At 71.7% G+C, this 25,165-nt stretch carries 17 protein-coding genes and 3 rRNA genes; 4 read left to right on the forward strand and 16 right to left on the reverse strand.

The window, feature by feature from the left end:
- Window positions 1–10: 10 nt before the first annotated feature.
- Window positions 11–1,225: a tRNA nucleotidyltransferase/poly(A) polymerase family protein gene (locus tag SK069_RS01560; RefSeq protein ID WP_319952420.1), complete on the reverse strand. Its 1,215-nt coding sequence runs from the start codon at window positions 1,223–1,225 to the stop codon at window positions 11–13.
- 26 nt (window positions 1,226–1,251) lie between these two features.
- Here SK069_RS01560 and SK069_RS01565 point away from each other — a divergent pair, with 26 nt between their 5' ends.
- Window positions 1,252–2,610 carry an outer membrane protein assembly factor BamB family protein gene (locus SK069_RS01565; protein WP_319952421.1) on the forward strand — a complete coding sequence of 453 codons (1,359 nt, stop codon included), beginning with the start codon at window positions 1,252–1,254 and terminating at the stop codon, window positions 2,608–2,610.
- A 10-nt stretch (window positions 2,611–2,620) separates the two neighbouring features.
- Here the strand turns inward: SK069_RS01565 and hisF are convergent, their stop codons facing one another.
- The 8 genes from hisF to murA all read right to left on the reverse strand — a co-directional run bounded on the left by hisF (window position 2,621) and on the right by murA (window position 9,832).
- Window positions 2,621–3,400, reverse strand: a complete 780-nt coding sequence (gene hisF / locus SK069_RS01570) for an imidazole glycerol phosphate synthase subunit HisF (RefSeq protein ID WP_319952422.1) — start codon at window positions 3,398–3,400, stop codon at window positions 2,621–2,623.
- Between the two features lie 4 nt (window positions 3,401–3,404).
- Window positions 3,405–4,133 carry a 1-(5-phosphoribosyl)-5-[(5-phosphoribosylamino)methylideneamino]imidazole-4-carboxamide isomerase gene (gene hisA, locus SK069_RS01575; RefSeq protein ID WP_319952423.1) on the reverse strand — a complete coding sequence of 243 codons (729 nt, stop codon included), beginning with the start codon at window positions 4,131–4,133 and terminating at the stop codon, window positions 3,405–3,407.
- Window positions 4,130–4,822, reverse strand: coding sequence for an imidazole glycerol phosphate synthase subunit HisH (gene hisH, locus SK069_RS01580; protein ID WP_319952424.1), 693 nt, complete (start codon window positions 4,820–4,822; stop codon window positions 4,130–4,132). Before hisH ends, hisA begins: the two co-directional genes overlap by 4 nt.
- On the reverse strand, window positions 4,819–5,418 hold the full coding sequence (gene hisB / locus SK069_RS01585) for an imidazoleglycerol-phosphate dehydratase HisB (RefSeq protein WP_319952425.1): 600 nt from the start codon (window positions 5,416–5,418) through the stop codon (window positions 4,819–4,821). Before hisB ends, hisH begins: the two co-directional genes overlap by 4 nt.
- Complete coding sequence (gene hisD / locus SK069_RS01590) at window positions 5,415–6,704, reverse strand: histidinol dehydrogenase (protein WP_319952426.1); 1,290 nt, start codon at window positions 6,702–6,704, stop codon at window positions 5,415–5,417. The genes hisB and hisD overlap by 4 nt, the downstream gene beginning before the upstream one ends.
- Window positions 6,701–7,351: an ATP phosphoribosyltransferase gene (gene hisG, locus SK069_RS01595; RefSeq protein WP_319952427.1), complete on the reverse strand. Its 651-nt coding sequence runs from the start codon at window positions 7,349–7,351 to the stop codon at window positions 6,701–6,703. Before hisG ends, hisD begins: the two co-directional genes overlap by 4 nt.
- The gene (locus SK069_RS01600; RefSeq protein WP_319952428.1) at window positions 7,348–8,364 is read right to left on the reverse strand and encodes an ATP phosphoribosyltransferase regulatory subunit; all 1,017 of its coding nucleotides are present in this window, start codon (window positions 8,362–8,364) and stop codon (window positions 7,348–7,350) included. Before SK069_RS01600 ends, hisG begins: the two co-directional genes overlap by 4 nt.
- A 157-nt stretch (window positions 8,365–8,521) precedes the next feature.
- Window positions 8,522–9,832, reverse strand: coding sequence for a UDP-N-acetylglucosamine 1-carboxyvinyltransferase (murA, locus tag SK069_RS01605; protein WP_319952429.1), 1,311 nt, complete (start codon window positions 9,830–9,832; stop codon window positions 8,522–8,524).
- 265 nt (window positions 9,833–10,097) lie between these two features.
- Here murA and SK069_RS01610 point away from each other — a divergent pair, with 265 nt between their 5' ends.
- Window positions 10,098–11,207 (forward strand): isocitrate/isopropylmalate family dehydrogenase, encoded by a 1,110-nt coding sequence (locus SK069_RS01610; RefSeq protein ID WP_319952430.1) that lies wholly within the window; start codon window positions 10,098–10,100, stop codon window positions 11,205–11,207.
- Between the two features lie 634 nt (window positions 11,208–11,841).
- On the opposite strand, the gene rrf is transcribed toward SK069_RS01610, so the two are convergent.
- The 4 genes from rrf to tyrS form a co-directional block, all read right to left on the reverse strand.
- Window positions 11,842–11,958 (reverse strand): 5S ribosomal RNA (gene rrf, locus SK069_RS01615).
- A 55-nt stretch (window positions 11,959–12,013) separates the two neighbouring features.
- Window positions 12,014–14,999 (reverse strand): 23S ribosomal RNA (locus SK069_RS01620).
- A gap of 250 nt (window positions 15,000–15,249) precedes the next feature.
- Window positions 15,250–16,782 (reverse strand): 16S ribosomal RNA (locus tag SK069_RS01625).
- Together the 16S, 23S and 5S rRNA genes form the textbook arrangement of a ribosomal RNA operon.
- A 495-nt stretch (window positions 16,783–17,277) precedes the next feature.
- Window positions 17,278–18,465, reverse strand: a complete 1,188-nt coding sequence (gene tyrS / locus SK069_RS01630) for a tyrosine--tRNA ligase (RefSeq protein ID WP_319952431.1) — start codon at window positions 18,463–18,465, stop codon at window positions 17,278–17,280.
- A 709-nt stretch (window positions 18,466–19,174) separates the two neighbouring features.
- Between tyrS and SK069_RS01635 the strand changes: the two genes are divergently transcribed.
- Window positions 19,175–21,382, forward strand: a complete 2,208-nt coding sequence (locus SK069_RS01635; RefSeq protein ID WP_319952432.1) for a transglycosylase domain-containing protein — start codon at window positions 19,175–19,177, stop codon at window positions 21,380–21,382.
- Here SK069_RS01635 and SK069_RS01640 read toward each other — a convergent pair.
- The 3 genes from SK069_RS01640 to SK069_RS01650 all read right to left on the reverse strand — a co-directional run bounded on the left by SK069_RS01640 (window position 21,379) and on the right by SK069_RS01650 (window position 24,203).
- Window positions 21,379–21,996 (reverse strand): DNA-3-methyladenine glycosylase, encoded by a 618-nt coding sequence (locus SK069_RS01640; protein ID WP_319952433.1) that lies wholly within the window; start codon window positions 21,994–21,996, stop codon window positions 21,379–21,381. The two genes, SK069_RS01635 and SK069_RS01640, sit on opposite strands and share 4 nt — an antisense overlap.
- Window positions 21,993–23,354: an argininosuccinate lyase gene (argH, locus tag SK069_RS01645; protein WP_319952434.1), complete on the reverse strand. Its 1,362-nt coding sequence runs from the start codon at window positions 23,352–23,354 to the stop codon at window positions 21,993–21,995. Before argH ends, SK069_RS01640 begins: the two co-directional genes overlap by 4 nt.
- A 123-nt stretch (window positions 23,355–23,477) precedes the next feature.
- On the reverse strand, window positions 23,478–24,203 hold the full coding sequence (locus SK069_RS01650; protein WP_406628240.1) for an SDR family oxidoreductase: 726 nt from the start codon (window positions 24,201–24,203) through the stop codon (window positions 23,478–23,480).
- 80 nt (window positions 24,204–24,283) lie between these two features.
- On the opposite strand from SK069_RS01650, the gene SK069_RS01655 reads away from it, so the two are divergent.
- A complete protein-coding gene (locus SK069_RS01655) occupies window positions 24,284–25,162 on the forward strand; it encodes a LysR family transcriptional regulator (RefSeq protein ID WP_319952436.1) in 879 nt (292 codons plus the stop codon).
- Window positions 25,163–25,165: the final 3 nt, after the last annotated feature.

Genomic DNA, 25,165 nt, shown 5'->3' on the forward strand with positions numbered 1-25,165 from the left:
CCGACGGGTTCTAGCAGCCCTCGGCGGCCACCCGGCGGGCCGCCGGCAGCGCGACCGCGAGCTCCGCCTCCGGCTCCGGCAGCGCCGGGTCGAGCTCGCCGTCGAGGCGGGCGTCGAGGGCGGCGTCGAGCCCGGCGCCGATCGCCGGACCGGCCGGGACGCCGGCGGCGAGCAGGTCGCGCCCGTCGATCGTCGTGCGCACGAGGCGCCAGCGATCGATCCACTCCCGCGCGGCGTCGCCGCCCGCGAGCGCGACGACCTCGAGCGGCACGTTGCGCGCGGCGCGGCGGACCTCGGAGGGCCGCGTGGCCCGGCGCAACGGCTCCAGGGTGCTGTCGCGCGAGCCCGCCGCGACGATCTCGCGCTCGGCGCTCGTGAGCTCGAGTCGCTCCAGCCACGGCAGCAGGTCGGGCAGGCTCACGGCCGCGCAGCACCGCGCGAGCAGGACGAGGTCGCGCCGCCCGCCCCGCGGCAGCAGGCGCCAGGCGTCCTCGACGCCGTCCGGTCGAGCGCGGAAGCCCGCCGGCAGGAAGCGGGGCGCCAGCTCCTGCAGCGCCGCGAGCGCCGCGCGCGGGTCGGGCTCCGCGAGGGCGAGCCGCAGCTCGTGACCGTGGCGGGCGCCGGAGATCGTGGCCGGGTCGGCGGCCGCGAGGAGCTCGCGGGTACGGGCCTCGACGCCGAACCCGAGCCGGGCGGCGTAGCGCGCGATCCGCCACGCCCGGGTCGGGTCGTCGACGAGCGAGCGATCGTGCAGCACGCGCAGGGTCCGCCCGCGCAGGTCCTCGAGCGCCCCGTCGACGGCGGCGATCCGGCCGTCGGGGATCCGCAGCGCGATCGCGTTCACGCTGACGTCGCGCCGGGGCAGGTCGTCCTCGATCCGCGCGGCCGGCGCCACCTCCGGCAGGGCTCCCGGCGCCGGATACCGCTCGGTGCGGGCACGGACGAGGTCGTAGCGGACCCCGGGCCGCGCCTCGACCTCGATCGAGCCGAACCGCTCGTGGCGGGCGACGGCGCGCCCGAGGCGGGCCGCGAGGTCCTCGATCTCGCCGACGACGACGACGTCGAGCTCCTGCGGCTCGATCCCGAGCAGCAGATCGCGGACGGCGCCGCCGACGAGCCACGCGCCCTCGTCGGGCCGGACGACGTCCAGCAGGGGCCGGGCGATCGGGAGCCGCCGGAGCCGCCGGAGCGCGCCGGAGGGATCGGGGGACCGGGAGAGCCGCACCGCGTCGGACCGTACCCTCTCGGAGGATGTCCGGCCCCTCCCCCAGCCACGGACGGCGTCGTCGTGCGCTCGCGCTGCTCGGCGCGGTGGTCCTGCTCCTCGCGGTCGTCGGCGGCGCCCTGCTCTACGACCGCCTGCGCGGCCCCAGCGAGATCGAGGACCCGACCGTCGAGTTCCGGGACGACCCGGCGCCGGGCCCCGGCGGCGACCGCCGTCCGCGGAAGGTCGACGACGCCTACGACGACGGAGCCGACTGGCCGCTCTACGGCGCGAACCAGCAGCGCACGCGGTACCTGCCGTTCCCCAAGGGCGTCCGGCGCCTGCAGCCGCCGTACTCGCGCCCGTGGCGGGAGACGGGACGGGTGCTGCTGGAGTTCCCGCCCGTCCTCTGCGGGCGGCGGCTCTACCTCCTGCGCGACGACGGGCTGCTCCTGGCGATCGAGCGCCGCACGGGGAAGATCGCCTGGAAGCGCCGGGTGGGGCGGCTCTCGGCGTCCTCGCCCGCCTGCGGGAAGCGCCGCGTGTTCGTCACCGTCCTGCACCGCTCGCGCAGCAAGCGCTCCGCGGGGCGGGTCGTCGGCTTCTCGACCGAGGGCCGGCTGCTCTGGAGCCGCGACCTGCGGGGCCGGTCGGAGTCCTCGCCGCTGCTCGCCGGCGACAAGCTCGTCTTCGGCACGGAGAGCGGCGACGTCCTGGCGCTCAGCCCGCGGACCGGCCGGGTCGTGTGGCGCTACCGCGCCGGCGGCAAGGTCAAGGCGGCCGTCGCCCGCCTCGGCGGCGCGCTGTACGTCGGCGACTACGCGGGGCGCCTGCACTCGATCTGGCTGCGGACCGGCCGGAGGCGCTGGACGCAGGACCTCGGCGGCAGCCTCTACAGCACGCCGGCCGTCGCCTACGGGCGCGTCTTCGTCGGCAACATCGACGGCTCCGTCGCCGCGGTCGGCGCCCGCAGCGGCCGCATCGCCTGGCGACGACGCGCCACGGGGTACGTCTACTCCTCGCCGGCGGTGGCGCCCGTCGCCGGCCGGGGGCCGACCGTCTTCATCGGCTCCTACGGCGGGACGCTCTACGCGCTGAACGCCCGCACCGGACGCCCGCGATGGACGCGGGACACCGGGGGCAAGCTCTCCGGCGGCGTGACGGTCGTGGGCGACCTGCTGCTCTACTCGAGCCTCGGGCGCAAGCGGACGATCGTGCGACGGGCGCGCGACGGCCGCGAGGTCTACCAGCTGCACTCGGGGGCCTTCGATCCCGGGATCTCGGACGGGCGGCGGCTCTACCTCCTGACGTACTCGAGCCTCTACCACCTCGTGCCCCGAGCCCAGGCGCGGACCGACCGCCGCTCGCTGCGCCGGGCCGCCCGCGCGGCGCACCGGCGGCGCTGAGCGGCGAGCCCTACTCGGCGATCGGGCGCACGGCGATCCCGGCCGCGGCGATCGCCGCCTTCGCCTCGGCGACCGTGTACGTCCCGAAGTGGAAGATCGACGCGGCCAGCGCCGCGTCGGCGCCGTTGCGCAGCGCGTCGACGAGGTGCTCGAGCGTGCCCGCGCCGCCGGAGGCGATCACCGGCACCGGCACCGCCGCGGACACCGCGCCGGTCAGCGGCAGGTCGTAGCCCGCGGTGGTCCCGTCACCGTCCATCGACGTCACGAGGATCTCGCCCGCGCCGCGCTCGACCGCCTCGCGTGCCCAGCGGACCGCGCCGAGCCCCGTCGGGGTCCGACCGCCGGCGACGAAGACCTCCCAGGGATCGTCCGCGCCGACGCCACCGGGCACCGCCTTCGCGTCGACGGCCAGGACGACGCACTGGGCGCCGAACCGGTCGGCGAGCTCCGTCAGCAGCTCGGGCCGCTGGACCGCCGCGGAGTTCACCGCGACCTTGTCGGCGCCGGCGTCGAGCACCGCCTGGGCGTCGGCGACCGAGCGGATCCCGCCGCCGATCGTGAACGGCACGAAGACCTCGTCCGCCGTGCGTCGCGCCAGCTCGACGATCGTGTCGCGCGCCTCGTGGGTGGCGGTGATGTCGAGGAAGACGAGCTCGTCGGCGCCCTCGGCGTCGTAGCGCGCCGCGAGCTCCACGGGGTCCCCCGCGTCGCGCAGGCCGACGAAGTTCGTGCCCTTGACGACCCGCCCGGCGTCGACGTCCAGGCAGGGGATGACGCGCTTGAGGTGCATCGGCTCAGCGCTGCTGGAGCGCGGCCTGGCCCTCGGCGATCGTCAGGCGGTTCTCGTAGAGCGCCTTGCCGGTGATCACGCCGCCGAGGTTCACGAGCCGCAGCGCCGCGAGCTGGCGCAGGTGCTCGACGTCGCCGATCCCACCGGAGTAGATCCAGCGGCCGCGGACGGCGTCGGCGATCCGCCGGACCTCCTCGAGGTCGGGCCCCTGCAGCAGTCCGTCGCGGTCGGCGTTCGTGTAGACGAACCGCCGGACCCCGCGGTGCTGCAGGCGGGTGATCGCCTCGGGCGCGTCGATCGAGGTCGTCTCGAGCCAGCCCTTCGTGGCGACCTTGCCGCCGCGGGTGTCGATCGACACCATCACGCGGTCGCGGTGCGAGCCCAGGACGGAGTCGAGGAAGTCCTGGTCGTTGATCGCCGCGGTGCCGAGGATGACGCGCTCGGCGCCGGCGCGCAGCGCCTCGCGCACGGCCTCGGGGCTGCGCAGGCCACCGCCCCACTGGACGGGGACGTCGAGCTCCTGCGTGATGGCCGCCAGCGCGTCGAGGTGCTTCGGCTCGCCGTCGCGGGCACCGTCGAGGTCGACGAGGTGGAGGAACCGCGCGCCGGCCTCGACCCAGGAGCGGGCCGCGTCCAGCGGGGTGTCGCGGTAGACGGTCGACGCGTCGAAGTCGCCCCGGACGAGGCGGACCGCCTTGCCGTCGAGGATGTCGATCGCGGGGTACAGGATCACGTGGCGCACCTCGTGCAGGTCACCGCGAAGCGCCGCAGCACGCGGAGCCCGTCGGTCGACGACTTCTCGGGATGGAACTGCGCACCGTACACGCGCCCCCGCTCGACGGCGGTGACGAACGGCCCCCCGTACTCCCCGTGGGCGACGACGTCGGCGGGGTCCTCCGGATGGGCCACGTAGGAGTGCACGTGGTAGAAGGCGGTGCGGTCGGGCAGATCGCCCTGCAGCGTCGGCCGGCCGGCCGTGCCGCGGTCCCCGGAGCCGGTCGGGCGCCAGGTCACGAGGTTCCAGCCGATGTGCGGGAGCTTCAGGCCGGGGGCCGCCTCGAGCCGCCGGACGGCGCCCGGCAGCAGGCCGAGGCCGGCGCCGCCGCCGCGCTCGTCCGAGCGCTCGAACAGCAGCTGCATGCCGAGGCAGATGCCCAGGAGCGGCGTGCCGTCGGCGACCCGGTCGCGCACGAGGTCGCCGAGCCCGGACTCCGCCAGGCGGGACGCGCCGGCGGCGAACGCCCCGACGCCGCAGAGCACGAGCCCGTCGGCGGCGCGCAGCTCGTCGGGGTCGGCGGTGACCGATGCGCGGACGCCGGCGTGCTCCAGCGCCTTCTCGACGCTGCGGCGGTTGCCCATGCCGTAGTCCACGACGGCGATCCGCAGGTCGTCGAGCGCCGGATCGGGCGGCAGCTGCGTCATGCGGTGAGCGTGCCCTTCGTCGACGGCACGCCGCGCTCGTCGGGATCGATCGAGACGGCGACGCGCAACGCGCGCGCGAGCGCCTTGATCCCGGCCTCGATCATGTGGTGCGCGCCGCGTCCGCGCTCGATCTCCAGGTGGATCGTCGAGCGAGAGGTCGCCGCGATCGCGCGCACGAGCTCCTCGAGCAGCTCGTGCTCGAAGCCGCCGGTGACCCCGTGCGGCAGCAGGCCACGGTCGTCGAAGACGACGAACGGACGCCCGGAGAGGTCGATGTGGCACGCCGCGCGGGCCTCGTCCATCGGGATCGTGGCCGAGCCGTAGCGCCGGATGCCGACGCGGTCGCCGAGCGCCTGGGCGATCGCCTGGCCGAGCACGAGGCCCGTGTCCTCGACGGTGTGGTGGCTGCCCGTCTCCAGGTCGCCCGTGGCCTCGACGTCGAGGTCGAAGCCGGCGTGGCGGGCCAGCAGCTCCAGCAGGTGGTCGAAGAACCCGACGCCGGTCCGACGCGTCCCGGCGCCGCGGCCGTCGAGGTCGAGGGTCAGCGCGATCCGGGTCTCCCCCGTGGCGCGCTCGATGGTGGCGGTGCGGCTCATGCGGTCCCTCCATTCTGACGGGCGCGCATCGACGCCGCGTGGACCACGAAGCCCTCGGCGTCGGCGATCGCCGCGCCGGCGGGCGCGAGGGCCTCGGCCGCGTCGCGCAGGTGGACCTCGCACATCGTGCGACGGAAGGTCCGTGCCGAGAGCGTCGAGGCGAACCGGGCCGCGCCGTCGGTCGGCAGGGTGTGGTTGCTGCCCACGACGTAGTCGCCGAACGCGGTCGCCGCGCCGGGCCCGACGAAGAGGCAGCCGGCGCTGCGCACGCCCTCCGCGAGCGGCTCGACCGTCGGGCCGACGAGCTCGAGGTGCTCGGGCGCGAACGCCTCCGCGACGGCGAGGCCCGCGCCCGCGTCGTCGACGAGCGCGATCGCGTACGCCGCCCCCGTCTCCGCCGCGGGCGCGCCACCGCCGACGCCGCGCTCGAGGCGCTGCGCGACGGCGTCGGCCAGGACCGGATCGGACGTGAGGAGGACGACGAGGGAGCCGGCGCCGTGCTCGCCCTGGGCGGCGAGGTCGAGGGCGACGAGCTCGGCGTCGGCGTCGGCGTCCGCCACGACGGCGAGGTCGCTCGGACCGGCGAACCCGTCGATGCCGACCCGGCCGGAGAGCTGGCGCTTGGCCTCCTGGACCCAGAGGTTCCCCGGACCGACGAGGACGTCGACCGGGTCGACGGACTCCGTGCCGTGCACGAGCGCGGAGACGGCGTGCGCGCCGCCCATCCGGTACACGCGGTCCGCACCGGCCAGGCGGCTGGCGGCCCGCAGGACGGGGTCGTCGGAGGGCGAGCAGAGGACGACCTCGTCGACCCCGGCCGCCCGCGCCGTGACGACGCCCATGACGACCGTCGACGGATAGGGCGCGCGGCCTCCGGGGACGTAGATCGCCGCCCGACGCACCGGCACCTCACGGACCCGGACGAGCTGGCCCTGCGGCAGCTCGACGTCCCGGTCCTCGTGCGCCGTGGCACGCGCGACGGCACCGACGTTGGCGATCGCGAGCTCGAGCGCGGCGCGCAGCTCGGGCGCGAGCCCCGCCACCGCGTCGTCGAGCTCGTGGTCCGGGACGACGAGCGGCTCGGCCGGCGAGCCGCCTTCCCGGTCGAGGCGCAGCACGTGCTGCAGCAGAGCCTCGTCGCCGCGGTCGGCGACGTCGGCGACGATCCGCGCGACGGGCTCGGCGACGGTCTCGCCCCCGGGAGCGAGGGCCCGGAGGCGCTTCGCGACCTCGACGGCCTCCGTCGTCCCGAGGCCGCGCGCGTCGATCCGCTCGACGACGCTCACGCCGCCGCGGTCCCCTGCGCGACGAGCGCGCGGCGCAGCTCGTCCACCGCGGCCGCCTTCAGCCGGTGCGCCGCCGGGTTGGCGATGAGCCGCGCGGTCGAGTCGGCGATCTGCTCGCGCTCGACGAGCCCGTTCTCGCGCAGCGTCGTCCCGGTGGCGGTCAGATCGACGATCGCGTCCACGAGGCCGGTGAGCGGCGCGAGCTCGACCGAGCCGTTGACCTTCACGAGCTCGACCTGTCGCCCCGTCTGCTCGAAGAACCGCGACGCGATGCCGGTGTACTTCGTCGCCACCCGCATCACGCCGAGGCGCCGCAGCGCCTCGCGGGCGGGATCCGGGTCGCCGGCCACCGACGCGAGCACGATCCGGCACGGCCCGTAGCCGAGGTCGGCGAGCTCGACGACGTCGCGGCCCACCTGCTCCATGAGCACGTCCTTGCCGGTGATGCCGACGTCGGCGGCTCCCGCCTCGACGTACGTGGCGACGTCGGAGGGCCGCATCGTGACGATCCCGGCGTCCTCGAACAGGAGCTTGCGGTCGTTCTCGCGGACCTCCGCGGTATCGACGCCGACGGCGTCGAGGGCATCGAGCGAGGCGCGGAGCATCGTGCCGCGCGGCACGGCGATGCGCAGGCCGTAGCGGTTCATCGGGTCGCCTCCGCCGCGGTCGTCGGGTCGATCCGCCAGCGCCCGCGCGGGACGCCGGCGAGCGCGGTGTGCAGCGCGTCGACGTCGAGCGCGAAGCCGACCGCCGGCAGCGGACGGCCCAGGCGCCCGAGCAGCTCGTCGTAGCGGCCGCCGCCGCCGATGGCGTGCCCCTGCCCCGGTGCGTAGACCTCGAAGACGGCGCCGGTGTAGTAGCCGAGCTTGCGGGTCAGGCCGAGGTCGAGGATGACGCGCGAGGCGACCTCCTCGTCGAGGCCGTCCAGGAGCTGGCGCATCCCACCGGCCGCACGCTGGACCCGCTCGTCGGGGAGGTCGTCGAGGAGCTCCTGCCCGCCGCGCCGTCCGGCGACGTCGAGGAGCAGGGCCGCGGTGGTCGCGTCGGTCGCCCGGCGCAGCTCGCGCTCCAGGCCGACGTGGTCGCGGGTGGCGAGCTCGTGGAGGATCGCGGTCCGCGCCTCCTCGTCGACGCCGACGTCGGCCAGGAGGGCCGGGAAGAGCGAGGCGTCGCCGACGGCGACGCGCGCGCCCTCGAGCCCGACCGCGCGCAGCGCGCCGACGAGGACCGTCAGCGCCTCGGCGGTCCCGTCGGGCGCGCCGGCGCCGCAGAGCTCGATCCCGGCCTGCAGCAGCTCGCGCGCGTCGCCGCGGCCGGGGACGATCCCCCGGTAGCAGTGCGCGACGTAGCTCAGGCGGATCGGCGGCTCGACGTCGGTGAACCGCGACGCGACGAGCCGCGCGATCGGGACCGTCATGTCGGACCGCAGGACGAGCGTCTCGCCGTGCTCGTCGACCGTGCGGAACCGCGGGCGGGCGGCGTCGTCGGTCGGGCCGATCCCGGCGCGCTCCACGACGCTCGCGTACTCGACGGCGGGGGTCGCGACCTCGCCGTATCCGCAGTGCGCGAAGTGCTCGCGCAGCGCCGCGACGAGCGCGTGGCGCTCCCGCATCTCGTCGGGCAGCACGTCGCGGGTCCCGCTGGGGATCGGCAGCGTCATCACGACCCATCATCCCGGGTCCGGCGCCCGGACGCGGTCCCGGTCGAGACGCCTCGCGGGTTCGAGCCGTGCGACCGCGAGCGGCGGGCGGGACCGGACGTCCCGGTGACCGCGGCGGCGGCGGCCCGGTCGCGGTCGGCGCCGTCGACCTCCCGGCTCAGCCGACCGCGACGACGACGTCGTCCGGGATGCGCTCGAGGTCGGCCCCGAGCGCGCGCAGGCGGGTGTCGATCGCCTCGTAGCCGCGGTCGATCTGGTCGATGTTGCCGATCGTGCTGCGGCCCTCGGCGCAGAGCGCGGCGATGAGGAGCGCCATGCCCGCGCGGATGTCGGGGGACGAGAGGCGCTCGCCGCGGAGCCTCGACGGGCCGCTGATGATCGCGCGGTGGGGGTCGCAGAGGGTGATGTCCGCGCCCATCGCCACGAGCTTGTCGGTGAACACCAGGCGGTTCTCGAACATCCACTCGTGGATGAGCACCGAGCCGCGCGCCTGCGTGGCCAGCGCGACCGCGATCGAGGTGAGGTCCGCCGGGAAGGCGGGCCACGGGCCGTCCTGGACCTTCATCTTGTGCTCGCCGACGTCCTTCGACGTCTCGAGCGCCTGCTCGCCCGGGATCACGACGGTGTCGCCGTCGAGCTCGGAGTGCAGGCCGAGCCGGCCGAAGACGAGCCGGATCATCCGCAGGTCGTCGGGCGCGGTCTCCACGATCCGGACCTCGCCGCCGGTGACGCCGGCGAGCGCCATGAACGAGCCGATCTCGATGTGGTCCGGACCGACGGTGTGGTCGCAGCCGCCGAGCTCGGCCTGGCCGTGGACCGTGAGGACGTTCGACCCGACCCCGTCCACGCGGGCGCCCATCTGCGTGAGCATCCGCGCGAGGTCCTGCACGTGCGGCTCGCACGCCGCGTTGCCGATGACGGTCCGCCCCGGGGTCAGCGCCGCAGCGAGCAGGGCGTTCTCGGTGCCCATGACCGAGGGCTCGTCCATGAAGACGTCGCCGGCCTGCAGGCCGCCGGCCGGCGCCGACATGTCGATGTCTCGTCCGATGTCGAGCGTCGCGCCGAGGGCACGGAACGCGTCGAGGTGCGGGTCCAGGCGCCGCCGACCGATCACGTCCCCGCCGGGCGGCGGCATGACGCAGCGTCCGAAGCGCGCCAGCAGCGGGCCGGCGAGGAGGAACGACGCGCGGATGCGCTCCGCGTCCTCCCGGCGCAGCGCCGCGCCCCCGTCGAGCGCGCCCGCGTTCAGGCGCACCGCGTGGTCGTCGAGCCACGTCACGGACACGCCGAGGCCCTCGAGGAGGTTCAGCATCGAGGTGACGTCGCGGATGCGCGGCACGTTGCGCACGACGACGTCCTCGGCCGTCAGGACGCAGGCGGCGAGGATCGGCAGCGCGCCGTTCTTGTTGCCGGCGGGACGAACCGTCCCGGACAGCGGGCGGCCGCCCTCGATGACGAACTTCTCCATAAAGACGAGGCGCGGGGGTCGAAGGCGCGGATGCGGCGCGCGGCCGCCCTTCCACGTGCGGGGCGAGCCCGCGAGCGACGCAAGGCTAGCAGCGCGTCCCTCCTGTCCCGGGCGACGCCGCCGTCGGTGCGCGGCCGGCGCCGCGGACGCGCCGCGCGTCGCGCCGTCGAGGCCCCGGAACCCGCCGCGACGGCGGTGGACGGCCGTCGGGGCTTGTCCGCGCGTTCACGGCCGCGCGGCGGTCGCAGCGCTACGCTCGGAGGCGATGACCGACGGACTGACGCTGACCATCCTCGAGGGCGACGAGACCGGTCAGGAGCTCCTGGACCAGGCCGTTCGCGTCCTGGACCCCGAGGTCATCGGCATCCCCGTCCGCCTGGAGCGCTTCGACCTCTCGCTCGAGAAGCGTCGCGAGACGCGCAACCAGATCGTGCACGACGCCGCCGCCGCGATGCGGGCCTCGGGGCTCGGCCTCAAGGCGGCGACCGTCACGCCGGAGGGCAAGGACGACGTCGGATCGCCCAACCGGATCCTCCGCGAGGAGGTCGACGGCAAGGTGATCATCCGCACCGGCCGCCGCATCCCGGGCGTGACCCCGGCTGCCGGCATCCACTTCCCGATCTCCGTCGTCCGGATGGCGGTCGACGACGCCTACGGCGCGAAGCAGTGGCGCGAGGGCGCCGACGGCGGCGAGGACGAGATCGCCTACCGGACGGAGAAGATCAGCCGCTCGACCTGTCGCGCGGTGTCGGAGTACGCGTTCCGCACCGCCGAGAAGATGGGCGGGCGCGTCTACGGCGGCCCGAAGTGGACCGTCTCGCCGGTGTACGAGGGGATGCTGAAGGAGGAGCTCGACCGCGCCGCCGCGGCGCGCCCCGACATCGCGTACCAGCCGGTGCTCATCGACGCCCTGTACGCGGGGCTCGTGTCCGGTGCCGCCGACGGCCCGCTCGTGATCCCGGCCCTGAACCGCGACGGCGACTGCCTGTCGGACCTCGTGCTCCCGCTCTTCGGCTCGATCGCGGGCGCCGAGTCGACGCTCCTGGCCTTCGACGCCGACTACCGGCCGACCGTGGCGATGGCGGAGGCCCCCCACGGCACCGCCCCGTCGCTGCTCGGGAAGGACGTCGCGAACCCGATGGCGATGATCCTCGCCTGCGCCGCCCTCCTGCACTACGCAGGGCAGATCCATGGCACCCCCGGCGCGGACCGCGCGTCGCGCGCGATCTACGAGTCGGTGCTCGAGGGTGCCTCCGCCGGCGTGAAGACCCCGGACCTCGCCGGCCCGTCGTCCACGACCGAGGTCACCGACGACGTCATCGCGCGCGTGCGCACGAAGATCGACGTCTGGTCGTCGCTCGGCACCACGGTCTGACGGCGCCCCGTCGGGACGCCGCCGTCCCGACGGCGCGACTCCTTCCGCACCAATCGGTGCGGGCGGCTCGTCGCTCCCCCGGCCGCCCGCCACCGGCTCCGGCCCGACGACACCGCTCCGTGGGAGCGGCCTGGCCACGCAGCAGCCTGGCCACGCAGCGAGCAGGTACGCCCGTGCGGCAGACGGGTACGCCCATCGCGGCAAACGGACACGCCCAGCGCAGCAAACGGGTACGCCCAGCGCAGCAACGGGTACGCCCAGCGCAGCAAACGGGTACGCCCAGCGCAGCAAACGGGTACGCCCGTCGCAGCAAGCCGCCTGCGGCGGGCCACCCGCCGCACCGAGCGAGCGCGCGCGCGGCCCGCCCCGCGCAGCCTCTGGCGAGGCCCGTGCCCGCGACGGCGCGGTCCCTGCGTCCCCGGCCGGCCCACCGGGCCGGGCCGCGCCCGGGCCTGGCTCCCGGCTCCGCTCCCCCCCATACCTGCGACGCCGCAGGCCCGCGCACAGCGTGCCCAGCAGGCGACGGAGCACCGACCATCCTCGGTCTCGCTCGCCCCTGGGACCGCGCGAGCGGCGCTGCAGAACCCAGCAGAACGACGAAGCGCCCCGCTCTCGCGGGGCGCTTCTACAAATAATCCGGCGGCGTCCTACTCTCCCAGGCCCTTGCGGGCCAAGTACCATCGGCGCTGAGGGGCTTAACTGCTCTGTTCGGAAAGGGAAGAGGTGTTTCCCCCTCGCCATAACCACCGGAAACTTTCGAGAGCCTCCGGCGGCCATTGAAAACTGCACAGCGGGTATCACAAAAAACCGTCAAGCCCTCGGACCATTAGTACCGGTCTCCTTCAGACGTCACCGTCCTTCCAGATCCGGCCTATCAACCTGGTGGTCTACCAGGGTCCTTACTCCCTCAAAGGGGATGGGAGAGCTCATCTCGAGGCCGGCTTCCCGCTTAGATGCTTTCAGCGGTTATCCGATCCAGACGTAGCTAACCTGCAATGCCCTTGGCAGGACAACAGGTACACCAGAGGTCCGTTCACCCCGGTCCTCTCGTACTAGGGGCAAATCCTCTCAACTCTCCAACGCCCATGGCAGATAGGGACCGAACTGTCTCACGACGTTCTGAACCCAGCTCGCGTGCCGCTTTAATGGGCGAACAGCCCAACCCTTGGGACCTACTTCAGCCCCAGGATGCGACGAGCCGACATCGAGGTGCCAAACCGAGCCGTCGATGTGGACTCTTGGGCTCGATAAGCCTGTTATCCCCGGAGTACCTTTTATCCGTTGAGCGACGGCGCTTCCACTTGCTACCGCCGGATCACTAAGACCTGCTTTCGCACCTGCTCGACGTGTCTGTCTCGCAGTCAAGCTCCCTTACTGCCTTTGCACTCTACGCACGGTTTCCAACCGTACTGAGGGAACCTTTGCACGCCTCCGTTACATTTTGGGAGGCGACCGCCCCAGTCAAACTACCCGCCTGGCACTGTTCCCCACCCGGATTCACGGCGCGGGGTTAGAAGTCCAATACATCAAGGGTGGTATCTCAAAGTTGGCTCCACACCAGCCGCAACCGGTGCTTCGTAGCCTCCCACCTATTCTGAGCGAAATGCATCGAACCCCAATACCAAGTTGTAGTAAAGGTTCACGGGGTCTTTCCGTCTAGCCACGGGTACTCGGCATCTTCACCGAGACTGGAATTTCACCGAGCCCCTCGTTGAGACAGCGTCCAAGTCGTTACGCCATTCGTGCAGGTCGGAACTTACCCGACAAGGAATTTCGCTACCTTAGGACCGTTATAGTTACGGCCGCCGTTTACCGGGGCTTAGTTTCGCTGCTTTGGCTTGCGCCTAACAACTCCACGTAACCTTCCGGCACCGGGCAGGCGTCAGCCCCTATACGTCGTCTTGCGACTTAGCAGAGACCTGTGTTTTTGGTAAACAGTCGCTTGGACCTATTCACTGCGGCCCCCTCACGCTCCACCCGCAGGGGTTTCACGTTACTGGGGCGCTCCTTCTCCCGAAGTTACGGAGCAATTTTGCCGAGTTCCTTAACGAGGGTTATCTCGATCACCTTAGTATTCTCTACTTGCCCACCTGTGTCGGTTTTGGTACGGGCGCGCGCAACCTCCCTAGAGGCTTTTCTTGGAGGTATGGCGTCAGGGACTCGCCGGCGCGAACGCCAGCTGTCATCGTGCCTCAGGTTATGCGGTTCCGGATTTGCCTAGAACCACCCCTACGCACTTGATGCAGGACAACCATCGCCTGCTACCCCTAGCCTTCCTCGTCCCCCCATCGGTCAAACGGGTGCGACGCGGTACAGGAATATCAACCTGTTATCCATCGACTACGCCTTTCGGCCTCGCCTTAGGTCCCGACTAACCCTGAGCCGACGAACGTTGCTCAGGAATCCTTGGGCAATCGGTGGAAGGGATTCTCACCCTTCTTTCGTTACTTATGCCAGCATTCTCACTTCCCGGGCCTCCACGGCTGGCTTCCGCCGCCGCTTCAGTGGCACGGGAACGCTCTCCTACCGCCCGCAAAAGCGGGCCCGCGGCTTCGGTGGCATGCTTGAGCCCCGTTGAATTGTCCGCGCCCGAACACTAGACCAGTGAGCTGTTACGCACTCTTTCAAGGGTGGCTGCCTCTAAGCCAACCTCCTGGTTGTCTGTGCACTCGGACATCGTTACCCACTTAGCATGCACTTGGGGACCTTAGCCGGCGATCTGGGCTGTTTCCCTTTTGACGCTGAAGTTTATCCCCCAGCAACTGACTCCCCGGGTAGACATACCGGTCTTCGGAGTTTGCCTGGCTTCGGTAATCTGGTAGGACCCCTAGGCCAAACAGTAGCTCTACGGCCGGCATGCAATATTCCGGAGGCTATACCTAAATATATTTCGGAGAGAACCAGATATCACTGAGTTTGATTAGCCTTTCACTCCGACCCACAGCTCATCCCCGCAGATTTCACCCTACGTGGGTTCGGTCCTCCACGAGGTCTTACCCCCGCTTCAACCTGGCCATGGGTAGCTCACTCAGTTTCGGGTCTGCCGCATACGACTAAACGCCCTATTCGGACTCGCTTTCGCTTCGGCTCCACTCATCGCTTAACCTTGCCGCATACGAGCAACTCGCTGGCTCGTTATGCAAAAAGCACGCGGTCACAGTCCGAAGACTGCTCCCACACCTTGTAAGCACACGGTTTCAGGTTCTATTTCACTCCCCTTCCGGGGTTCTTTTCACCTTTCCCTCACGGTACTAGTCCGCTATCGGTCACCTAGGAGTACTTAGCCTTGGAGGGTGGTCCCCCCAGGTTCAGTCCGCGTTTCACGGGCGCGGACCTACTCAGGAACAGCTGCGGAAGACATCGCGGTTTCGGCTACGGGACGTTTGCCCTCTGTGGTGCGCGGTTCCACGCGCTTCGCCTACCGTGACGTTTTGTAACTTCCGTCGGACCGGTCACAATCCGAATCGCTGCCCTACAACCCCACACGCGCAACGCATGACCACTTACACGCGCATGGTTTAGGCTGATCCCTTTTCGCTCGCCACTACTCAGGGAGTCTCGGTTGATTTACTTTCCTCGGGGTACTGAGATGTTTCACTTCCCCCGCTTACCTCTACCTGGTCTATGTGTTCAACCAGGAGTAATGCCGCATTACCGGCATTGGGTTTCCCCATTCGGAAATCCACGGGTCAAAGGCTGTTCAACGCCTCACCGTGGCTTATCGCAGTCGTCCACGTCCTTCATCGGCTCTAGGTGCCAAGGCATCCACCGTGTGCCCTTACTATCTTGACGGTGATCACAGGATCACGAGGATCCTGCGGTGATACCCGTTCGCTCGACCCGCGTTGGATCGGGTCGAGCAAATATCGCTGTGCAGTTTTCAAGGGCCGCCGAGAGGGCAAACGGCCGGCAAAGCCGACCGTTCGGTCTCTCAAAACGCAACAGCATGGAGACCGGCACAGCCGGTCTCGGTTCCAGGTTCGGTCAACGTCAGGACATCGAGCTGGCGCTCGATGTTGCACATATTTCAGTGCATCCCTAGAAAGGAGGTGATCCAGCCGCACCTTCCGGTACGGCTACCTTGTTACGACTTCACCCCAGTCACGAGCCCCACCTTCGACGGCTCCCTCCCTTGCGGGTTAGGCCACCGGCTTCGGGTGTTGCTCACTCCCGTGGTGTGACGGGCGGTGTGTACAAGGCCCGGGAACGTATTCACCGTGGCATTGCTGATCCACGATTACTAGCAACTCCACCTTCATGCAGGCGAGTTTCAGCCTGCAATCCGAACCGAGACGTACTTTGTGGGATTCGCTCCACCTCGCGGTATCGCAACCCTCTGTATACGCCAATGTAGCACGTGTGTAGCCCTGGACATAAGGGGCATGATGACTTGACGTCATCCCCACCTTCCTCCGGTTTGCCACCGGCAGTCTCGCATGAGTCCCCAACTAAATGCTGGCAACATGCGACGGGGGTTGCGCTCGTTGCGGGACTTAACCCAACATCTCACGACACGAGCTGACGACAGCCATGCACCACCTGTGATCGTGCCCCGAAGGGAAGACGTGTTTCCACGCCGGTCACGAACATGTCAAGCCCAGGTAAGGTTCTTCGCGTTGCGTCGAATTAAACCACATGCTCCGCTGCTTGTGCGGGCCCCCGTCAATTCCTTTGAGTTTTAGCCTTGCGGCCGTACTCCCCAGGCGGGATACTTAATGCGTTAGCGTCGGCACGGAGGGAGTTGACACCCCCCACACCTAGTATCCATCGTTTACGGCGTGGACTACCAGGGTATCTAATCCTGTTTGCTCCCCACGCTTTCGCGTCTCAGCGTCAGTACTGTCCCAGCGAGCTGCCTTCGCCATAGGTGTTCCTCCTGATATCTGCGCATTCCACCGCTACACCAGGAATTCCACTCGCCCCTTCCAGACTCTAGTCCAGCAGTATCCACCGGCATCCCAAGGTTGAGCCTTGGACTTTCACAGCAGACTTACTGAACCGCCTACACGCGCTTTACGCCCAATGATTCCGGACAACGCTCGCCCCCTACGTATTACCGCGGCTGCTGGCACGTAGTTAGCCGGAGCTTCTTCTGAAGGTACCGTCACTCCAAACCGCTATTAACGGCTGAAGCTTCGTCCCAACTGAAAGCGGTTTACAACCCTAAGGCCGTCTTCCCGCACGCGGCGTTGCTGCGTCAGGCTTTCGCCCATTGCGCAAGATTCCCCACTGCTGCCTCCCGTAGGAGTCTGGGCCGTGTCTCAGTCCCAGTGTGGCTGATCGTCCTCTCAGACCAGCTACCCATCGTTGCCTTGGTAGGCCATTACCCCACCAACAAGCTAATGGGCCGCGGGCCCATCCCGATGCGGAGGCCGAAGCTTCCTTTCACCTTTCGGTCACATCCGGTATTAGCCCGTCTTTCGACGGGTTGTCCCGGTCATCGGGGCAGGTGACCCACGTGTTACTCACCCGTTCGCGGCTCTGCCCCGGGGCAAGCCCCGGTTCGTCGCTCCACTTGCATGTGTTAGGCACGCCGCCAGCGTTCGTCCTGAGCCAGGATCAAACTCTCCGTGAAGTTCGCCGGCTACCCGGCGGACACCGCGCGGAAAGCCGCGCGATCGAAGAGTCGTCATGAACTCGCGACGGTGTCGGTACACTTGGACACCGTCGTCCATGACGGGTAGTTTGATCAATCGAATAGCTCGATTGTCGAACCTGGACGTGCTCCTCTCTCTCGAGAGAAACACGCATGCTGTTGCGTTTTCAAAGACCGCCGCGCCCTTCGGATCCGACACTCGATGTCGGAGGCGCTAGCCCGGAGTGACTCCGGAGCGGGCTGAGGACTTTAGCACCTTGCCGAGTTCCGTGTCGAGCGATTCGCTTCGCTCTGGTTCTCGGCGGCGCCGCGTTCCTCAGCGGCCGGGGCAATATACACGTTTCGAGCGACCGTGCGTCGTGCGGTGAAAGTTGGCGCGTTAGCGCTCTTCGGGAGCATCTCGGACCCGTTCGCGTCCTGCTCTCCCTGCAGCGCGAACCGGCGCCGAGCTGCGCGGCCCGCGCCGCCTGCCCCTCATCCCTCGCGCACGAGGCGCACGAAGCGCCGCTTCCCCATCCGCAGCACCGCATCGCGCAGCGCGTCCGCGTCCAGGTCCAGCCCGTCGGCGCCCGCGATCTCCCCGTCGATGCGGACGCCGCCCTGCTGGATGGCGCGTCGCGCCTCGGAGCGCGAGACGCCGAACGCGTCCGACAGGACGGCGGGCAGGTGCACCGTTCCCGCCGGAATGGGGTGCTCATCGATCTGCTCCGGCTCGGCGCCGTCGCGGAACAGCCGATCGAACGCCGCTTGCGCGGCGTCGCCGGTGCCCTCCCCCGCGAACCGCTCGCACAGGGCGCGCGCGAGCGCCCGCTTGCGTGCGCGCGGGTCGTCCGGCGGCTCGCTGCGCAGGTCGACGGCCAGGAGCTCGGCCCAGGTCGCGATCAGCTCGTCCGGGATGCGCATGGTCCGCCCGAAGATCTCCTCCGGCGGCTCCGCGATGCCCACGTGGTTGCCGAGCGACTTCGACATCTTCTGCGTCCCGTCGATCCCGACGAGCAGCGGCATCGTCATGACCACCTGCTCCGTGCGACCCTCGGCCCGCTGGACGTCGCGGCCGAAGAGCAGGTTGAACGTCTGGTCCGTGCCGCCGAGCTCGACGTCGGCCTCGATCGCGACGGAGTCGTAGCCCTGGAGCAGCGGGTAGACGAACTCGAGCAGGCTGATCGGCTTGCCGCCGGCGTAGCGCTTGGAGAAGTCGTCGCGCTCGAGGAGCTGCGCCACCTTCGGGATCCGCGCGAGCGCGAGGAAGCGCTCCATCGGCATGTCGAGCCACTCGCCGTTGCGGCGGACCTCGAGGAGGTCCGGGTCCTCGCGCACGACGCGCCCCGCCTGGGCGCGGTAGGTCTCGGCGTTCGCATCGATGTCGGCCCCGGAGAGCACCGGACGCGTCGCGGACCTGCCGCTCGGGTCGCCGACCCGCGCGGTGTAGTCGCCGACGATGAGCACGACGCGGTGCCCGAGGTCCTGGAACTCGCGGAGCTTCTGCAGCACGACCACGTGCCCGAGGTGGATGTGGGGCGCCGTGGGGTCCATCCCGAGCTTCACGCGCAGCGGTCGTCCCTCGCGACGCGCGGTCTCCAGGCGGTCCTCCAGCCCGCCGGCCGGATGCACCGCCGCTGCGTTGCGGGCGAGGAAGCGGGCATCGGCAGCGGGGTCGCTCATGGGGCCCGATGGTAGATTAGGTGGCCTCCATCCCCGCGCCACGGACGAGCCTTGCCGCCTTCTCGCTCGTCCGGCCGGCCGCGGAGCGCGTATGACGAGACCTCCCGGACAGCCCGCCGGCCGCGACGCTGCGTCGTCGACCGGCGACCACGGACCCGCGCCCGCGCCGTGGTGGGGCGGCGGGCAGCCGCCCGCCCCGGCGGCGCCTGCTCCGGAGCCGGCACCCGTGCCCGTGCCCGGCGGGACGACGCCGCCGCGCCCGTCGTCCGCCGGCCGCCCCGCGCCGCCCCGGCCGGCACCCGCGACGCGGCCGCTCGATGCCGCCGGGTCCCCGGTCCGTCCCGCGCCGCCGCGGCGTCCGCCCGTCGCGGACGCGACGCCCGACGTCCCTCGGCGCCCGTCCGCCGCGGCGGGTCGCGCGCCGGTCGGGACGCCCGGCGCACCACCGCGGCGCCGGACCGGCGCCCCGACCGGAGCGAGCGCCCCGTTCAGCGACGCGCCGGCCGCCCTGGTTCCCGCGGGCGCCCGCGAGGCGCGCGCGCGGCCGCGCAGCAGCGCACCCGCGGCGCCGCTCGCCGACGGCGGCGGCGCGCCGCCCCTCGAGCCCCCGTCGGACCCGGGGCTCGGGCGCGGCGGGGACGGCGGCCCGCCCGGCCGTCCGGCGCGGCCCAAGCTGCGCTTCCGCTGGATCCGGCTCCTGCTCCTGCTCGTGCCGCTCGGCGCGCTCGCCGTCGTCTCGACGGTGTTCGGGATGATGATGGCCGTCGCCAGCGACCTCCCGGACCTCGACGCCGCCAAGGAGTTCCGCACGGCGCGCAACTCGGTCCTCCTGGACCGCTCCGGTCGCCAGATCGGGACGCTCGTCGGGGCGAACGCCCGCTACGTCGTCACCGACGCGCAGATCGCGCCGTCGATGAAGGACGCCGTCATCGCGATGGAGGACCAGCGGTTCCGCCAGAACAGCGGCGTCGACCTCAAGGGCATCGCGCGCGCCGCCGTCCAGGACGTCCTCTCCGGCGGGGCCGTCCAGGGCGCCTCGACGATCACGCAGCAGCTCATCAAGCTCGGCCTCCAGGCCGAGAACCAGCGCACGGTCTTCCAGAAGCTGCGAGAGGCGGCCCTCGCCTACCACATGACGCGCAAGTGGCCGAAGAGCAAGATCCTCACCCAGTACCTGAACCGGGTCTACTTCGGCAACGGCGCCTACGGCGTGGAGACGGCGGCGCGCACGTACTTCGGGCGCACCGCCGACCACCGCGGATGCGGTCAGACGTCGGACCGGCCCTGCGCGAAGGAGCTGCGTCCGGCGGAGTCCGCCCTGCTGACGGCGATCATCGCGTCGCCGTCGCGGTTCGACCCGACGGTCAACCCCGAGGCCGCGCTGCGCCGACGGAACACGGTCCTGCTGAAGATGCGCGAGCAGGGCATGCTCTCGCTCGATCGCTACGAGGAGGCGCGCAACGAGCCGCTGCCGGGCCGCAGCGACGTCGAGCCCCCGTCGCTCAACGCGAAGAACCCGTACTTCGCGTCGTGGATCAGCGCGCAGCTCGTCGAGCGCTACGGCGCCCGGCGCACCTACGAGGGCGGGTTGCGCGTGCGCACGACGCTCGACCAGTCGCTCCAGGACGCGGCGGAGAACGCCGTGAAGCAGTACCTCGCCTCGCCGACCGGGCCCCAGGCGTCGCTCGTGGCGATCGACAACCGGACCGGCGAGGTCCGGGCGATGGTCGGCGGGCGCAACTTCCGCGAGCGGCCCTTCAACCTCGCGACCCAGGGCGAGCGGCAGCCGGGGTCCGCGTTCAAGCCGTTCGTGCTCGCCCAGGCCCTGCGCGACGGGATCTCGCCGTCCTCGACCTGGACGTCGAAGCGGGTGAGCTTCCGCGTCCGGGACCACGAGGGCAACCGCGAGACGTTCACCGTCACGAACGACCACAACGCGTACTCCGGCACGACGTCGCTGGCCCGCGCGCTGACCTTCTCGGACAACTCCGTCTACGCGCAGGTGGGGATCAAGGTCGGGACGAAGCGGGTCGCCCGCCTCATCCGCCGGATGGGGATCCGCACCCCGGTCTCCTCGAACGCGGCGCTGGTGCTCGGCGCCCCCCGGCGCGGCGTCACCGTGCTCGACCTCGCCCACGCCTACGAGACGTTCGCCACGCGAGGCCTGCGGGTCAACGGCACGCTCGGGGCACCGAACGGCGGACCCGTCGGGATCATGGCCGTCGACGACGGCAAGGACGTGACCCGCAACGAGCCGCGACGCGTCCGCGTCCTGTCGCCGCAGGTCGCCGACGCGACGACCGCGATCATGCGGACCGTCGTCACCACGGGCACGGGCAAGCGCGCGCAGTACGGCGGCTTCGCCGCCGGCAAGACCGGCACGACCTCCGACAACATCGACGCGTGGTTCGTCGGGTTCAGCAAGCGGCTCACCGTCGCGGTCTGGGTCGGTTACCCCGACGGCGCGAAGCCGATGCTCACCGAGTACGCCGGCGAGGCCGTCGAGGGCGGCACGTACCCCGCCGGCATCTGGGGCACGTTCGTCGGCGCGGCCGAGCGGATCTTCGCCGAGCGCGCCCCGCAGGACGACCGCGACGAGCCCGAGGGCGAGGACGTCCCGCTGGGCTCCGACGACGACGCGACCGGTTCCGCCGCGTCCGGCGACGCGGACGCGGGCGAGACCTCGGGCAGCACCACCGCGACGCCGCCCAGCGGATCCGGCTCCTCGAGCTCGGGCTCCGGTTCGGGCGGAGGCAGCGGTTCCGGGGGCGGCGGGGGCAGCGGCAACACGCCCGCGACCCCTGCCACGCCGAACCCGACGCCCGCGCCGTCGGGCAGCAGCGGCGCCGCCGGCTCCGGTCCCGCCGGCGGATCCGGGGGCGGCAGCCCGGACAGCGGCGCCGTCCCGCTCGGCTAGGCGCGGGCGGCGCGCATCGCGGGCGGCCACGGGCGCGAGACGTCCGTGCTGTCCGCGTCGACGAAGCGCCAGGGCAGGTCGACGGCGCGCGTGATGCCGATCCGCGGACCGGTGACCACGCGCGGCTCCGGCGCGTCGACCGGCCGGCCGAGGATCCGGATGGCGCCGTCCCGCAGGTCCGTGCCGTCGTGCTCGAGCTCGATGCCGAGCGCGAGCGTCAGGCGGCCGGGTCCCGATGCCCACTCCCGCCGGGCACGTCCCGGGCGCCGGGCCGCGATGCGCTCGAGACCCGCCCACGGCTCGACCGCCCGCAGGAGCACCCCGGCGGCGACCCCGTCCCGTTCGCAGACGGCGTTGACGCAGGCGTGGATGCCGTAGGAGCGGTACACGTACGCGTGCCCCGGAGGACCGAAGAGCGTCCGCGTCCGCGGCGTCGGCCGGGGCGGCTCGCCGTACCCGTGGCTCGCCGGCTCGGTCTCGTGGTACGCCTCGGTCTCGACGATCCGGCCGACCGCGCCGTCCCCGACGAGCAGGCAGCCGACGAGATCGCGGGCGACCTCGACGACCGGTCGGGCGTAGAAGCCCGCCGGAAGCCCGCGCGGCGCGTCGCTCACGCCAGGAGGCCGCGCGCGAGATCGAGCTGCTCGGCGACCTGCGCGGACGCCGTCCCGCCCTGGCTCTGCTTGCGCTCCAGCAGCGACAGCGGCTCGAGGACCTCCCGGATCCACGGACCGAGGTGCTCGCTCTGGGCGCGCAGCTCGTCGTCGGAGAGCTCCGACAGCGTGCGGCCCGAGTCGACCGCCTCGCGAACGAGACCGCCGACGATCGCATGGCACTGGCGGAACGGCACGCCGCGCTTGACGAGCTCGTCGGCGAGGTCGGTCGCGGCGAGCAGCTCGTCGGCCGCGGCGGCGGCCATCCGGTCCCGGCGGAACGTCGCGCCGGCGATCATGCCGGTCGCGGCGGCGAGCGCCTGCTCGATCGTGTCGGCCGCGTCGAACAGGTGCTCCTTGTCCTCCTGGAGATCCTTGTTGTACGTCAGCGGCAGGGCGTGGATCACGCCGTGCAGCGCCTGCAGGTGCCCGACGATCCGCGGCGCCTTCGCGCGCAGCAGCTCGGCGCAGTCCGGGTTCTTCTTCTGCGGCATGAGCGAGCTGCCCGACGACCACGCGTCCGGCAGCGTCAGGAACCCGAACTCCTCGCTCGCCCACTGGACGATCTCCTGCCCCAGCCGCGACAGATGGGTCGCGCAGGTCGCCGCCGCGTTCAGGTAGTCCAGGACGAAGTCCCGGTTGGAGACCGCGTCGATCGAGTTCGGGGCCGGTGCGCCGAACCCGAGCTCGGCGGCGGTCATCGTCCGGTCGGTCGCGAAGTTCACGCCCGCGAGCGCGCCGGCGCCCAGCGGCATCCGGCGCAGGGCCTGCTCGCCGGCGAAGCGGAACCGCGCGCGGTCGCGCTCGAGCATCCACACGTACGCGAGCAGGTGGTGCGCGAGGTAGACCGGCTGCGCCCGCTGGAGGTGCGTGTAGGCCGGCATCGGCCAGTCGCGGTGCGCCTCGGCGACCTCGATCAGGGCCGTCATGAGCGCCTCGATCGCCGTGACGGCGCGCTCGGCCGCCTCGCCGACCCAGAGCGCGACGTCGGTGGCGACCTGGTCGTTGCGCGACCGCGCCGTGTGGAGCCGGGCGCCGGGATCGCCGACGAGCTCCGTCAGCCGGCGCTCGACCGCCATGTGGATGTCCTCGTCGTTCGGCTCGAACGGGAACGCGCCCCGCTCGAGCTCGCCCTCGATCTGCGCGAAGCCGCGGAGGATCGCCTCGAGGTCCGCCTCGCCGATGATGCCGCGGGCCGACAGCATCCGCGCGTGCGCGCGAGAGCCCCGCAGATCCTGGCGCCAGAGCCGGCGGTCGAACCCCAGCGACGTGTTCATCGCCCGGAAGACGGGGTCCTGCGGCTCAGCAAACCTCGACATAGGGGCCGGAGTCTAGGCCGCGCCGCGGGAGCCTGACCCGAGGCCGCGCCCACCCCGCGACCCGCGACAGCGGGGCCGGAGTCCCGTCCGCGCCCCAGCCCTGTGCACGGCGGGAGCCCGCGCTCACCAGGGGACGACGCCTCCGTCGTCGAAGAAGCCGCCCCGGGGCCCGTCGTCGGGGAGCGTCGCGAGCCGGATCGCGATGGCCGCCCCCTGCTCGGGCGTCCGCTGCCCCTGGAAGCCCGTGAAGTCCGTGGCGACGTAGCCGGGGCACGCGGCGTTCACGAGGATGCCCGTGTCCGCCAGCGCCCGGGCGTACTGGACGGTGATGCTGTTGAGCAGCGACTTCGACGGGGCGTACGCGGCGAGGACGGGACCGGCCTGCAGCGCCAGCGAGCCCATGGTGCTCGAGACGTTGACGATGCGGGGCGACGGCGAGCGGCGCAGCAGCGGCAGCATCGCGTTCGTGACCCGGACGACCCCGAGCACGTTCGTGTCCAGGACGGCGCGCAGGACGTCGAGATCGAGCGTCGTCGGATCCTGGGCCCCGCCGTCGGTCCGCCCGGCGATCCCGGCGTTGTTGACGAGGACGTCGAGCCGCCCCGCCCGTCGCTCGATCGCCTCGGCGGCGGCGACGACGCCCTCGTCGGAGGTCACGTCGAGCGCCACCCCGAACGCGTCGACGCCACCAGCGCGCAGCCGGTCAACGGCCTCCTCGCGTCGGACGTCGTCCCGCGCCCCGACCGCCACCGCGAGCCCGAGCTCTCCGAGCCCCCGTGCGATCGCGAAGCCGATGCCCTTGTTCGCGCCGGTCACCAGCGCGGTCCTCGTGTCGTTCACCCGACCGATGGTCGGACATCGGACGCGCCGCGTCCAAGACCGATCCGGTGCCTCGTGATACCCGTCGGGTATCACGGTATCCTCCGTCCGTGGTCGATCTCGAGACGCGCGAGCTGCGGTACTTCGTCGCGGTCGCCGAGACGCTGCACTTCGGTCGCGCCGCCGCGGCGCTCGGGATCGCGCAGCCGCCGCTCTCGCGTGCGATCCGCCGGCTGGAGCTGCGGCTCGGCGTCGAGCTGCTCGTGCGCGACCGCCGGGGCACCCGCCTCAGCGAGGCCGGACGGGCGTTCCTGCCCGAGGCACGCACCGCGCTGGACGCGGTCGCCGCCGCGGCACGCCGCGCGCAGCGGGCCGCCGATCCGGACCGGCCGATCGTGCTGGCCACGAAAGCCGGTGCGTCCCACGCCCTGCTGCAGCGCCTGCTCGAGTCCTGCGACCGCGCCGCGGAGCCCGTGCCGGTGGAGGTCCTCCTCTGCGAGGTCGGGGAACAGGCGGGGCTGCTGCGCGACGGCCGTGCCGACATCGCGATCATGCACCGCCCCGTCGACGATCTCGCAGGGTTCGAGACCCGCGACCTCCTCACCGAGGGACAGGTCGCGGTGGTCCCTGCGAGCCACGCGCTCGCCGCGCGGGAGCGACTCAGCATGGCCGAGGTCCGGGACGTCCCGGACCTGCCGATGGCACGGTGGCCCCGCGTCGGCGGCGGCTACCCCGAGGGGCCCGGACCGGAGATCCACACCCAATCCCAGCTCGCCCAGCTCGTCGCGCTCGGCCGGGCGCTGCTCGTGATCCCGGCGTCCAGTCGCGCGTGGCAGTGGCCCGAGCACGTCGCGGTGCCCGTCGTCGACGCTCCCGAGATCACGACCGTGCTGGCGTGGCCGCCCGCGGGACGCGAGCGCACCCGCCGGGTCGTCGTCGCCGCGGGCGTCGCCGCACTGGACGAGGCGGTCCTGCACCGTCCGCGGTAGCGC

The organism is Patulibacter brassicae (genome assembly GCF_033949425.1).
Taxonomy (GTDB): domain Bacteria; phylum Actinomycetota; class Thermoleophilia; order Solirubrobacterales; family Solirubrobacteraceae; genus Patulibacter; species Patulibacter brassicae.

Bases quoted from the DNA above. Each gene is read 5' to 3' on its own strand.
- SK069_RS01565 (WP_319952421.1), top strand. From the start codon at position 1,252: ATGTCCGGCCCCTCCCCCAGCCACGGACGGCGTCGTCGTGCGCTCGCG.
- hisF (WP_319952422.1), bottom strand. From the start codon at position 3,400: ATGCACCTCAAGCGCGTCATCCCCTGCCTGGACGTCGACGCCGGGCGG.
- hisH (WP_319952424.1), bottom strand. From the start codon at position 4,822: ATGACGCAGCTGCCGCCCGATCCGGCGCTCGACGACCTGCGGATCGCC.
- hisB (WP_319952425.1), bottom strand. From the start codon at position 5,418: ATGAGCCGCACCGCCACCATCGAGCGCGCCACGGGGGAGACCCGGATC.
- hisG (WP_319952427.1), bottom strand. From the start codon at position 7,351: ATGAACCGCTACGGCCTGCGCATCGCCGTGCCGCGCGGCACGATGCTC.
- SK069_RS01600 (WP_319952428.1), bottom strand. From the start codon at position 8,364: ATGACGCTGCCGATCCCCAGCGGGACCCGCGACGTGCTGCCCGACGAG.
- murA (WP_319952429.1), bottom strand. From the start codon at position 9,832: ATGGAGAAGTTCGTCATCGAGGGCGGCCGCCCGCTGTCCGGGACGGTT.
- SK069_RS01610 (WP_319952430.1), top strand. From the start codon at position 10,098: ATGACCGACGGACTGACGCTGACCATCCTCGAGGGCGACGAGACCGGT.
- tyrS (WP_319952431.1), bottom strand. From the start codon at position 18,465: ATGAGCGACCCCGCTGCCGATGCCCGCTTCCTCGCCCGCAACGCAGCG.
- argH (WP_319952434.1), bottom strand. From the start codon at position 23,354: ATGTCGAGGTTTGCTGAGCCGCAGGACCCCGTCTTCCGGGCGATGAAC.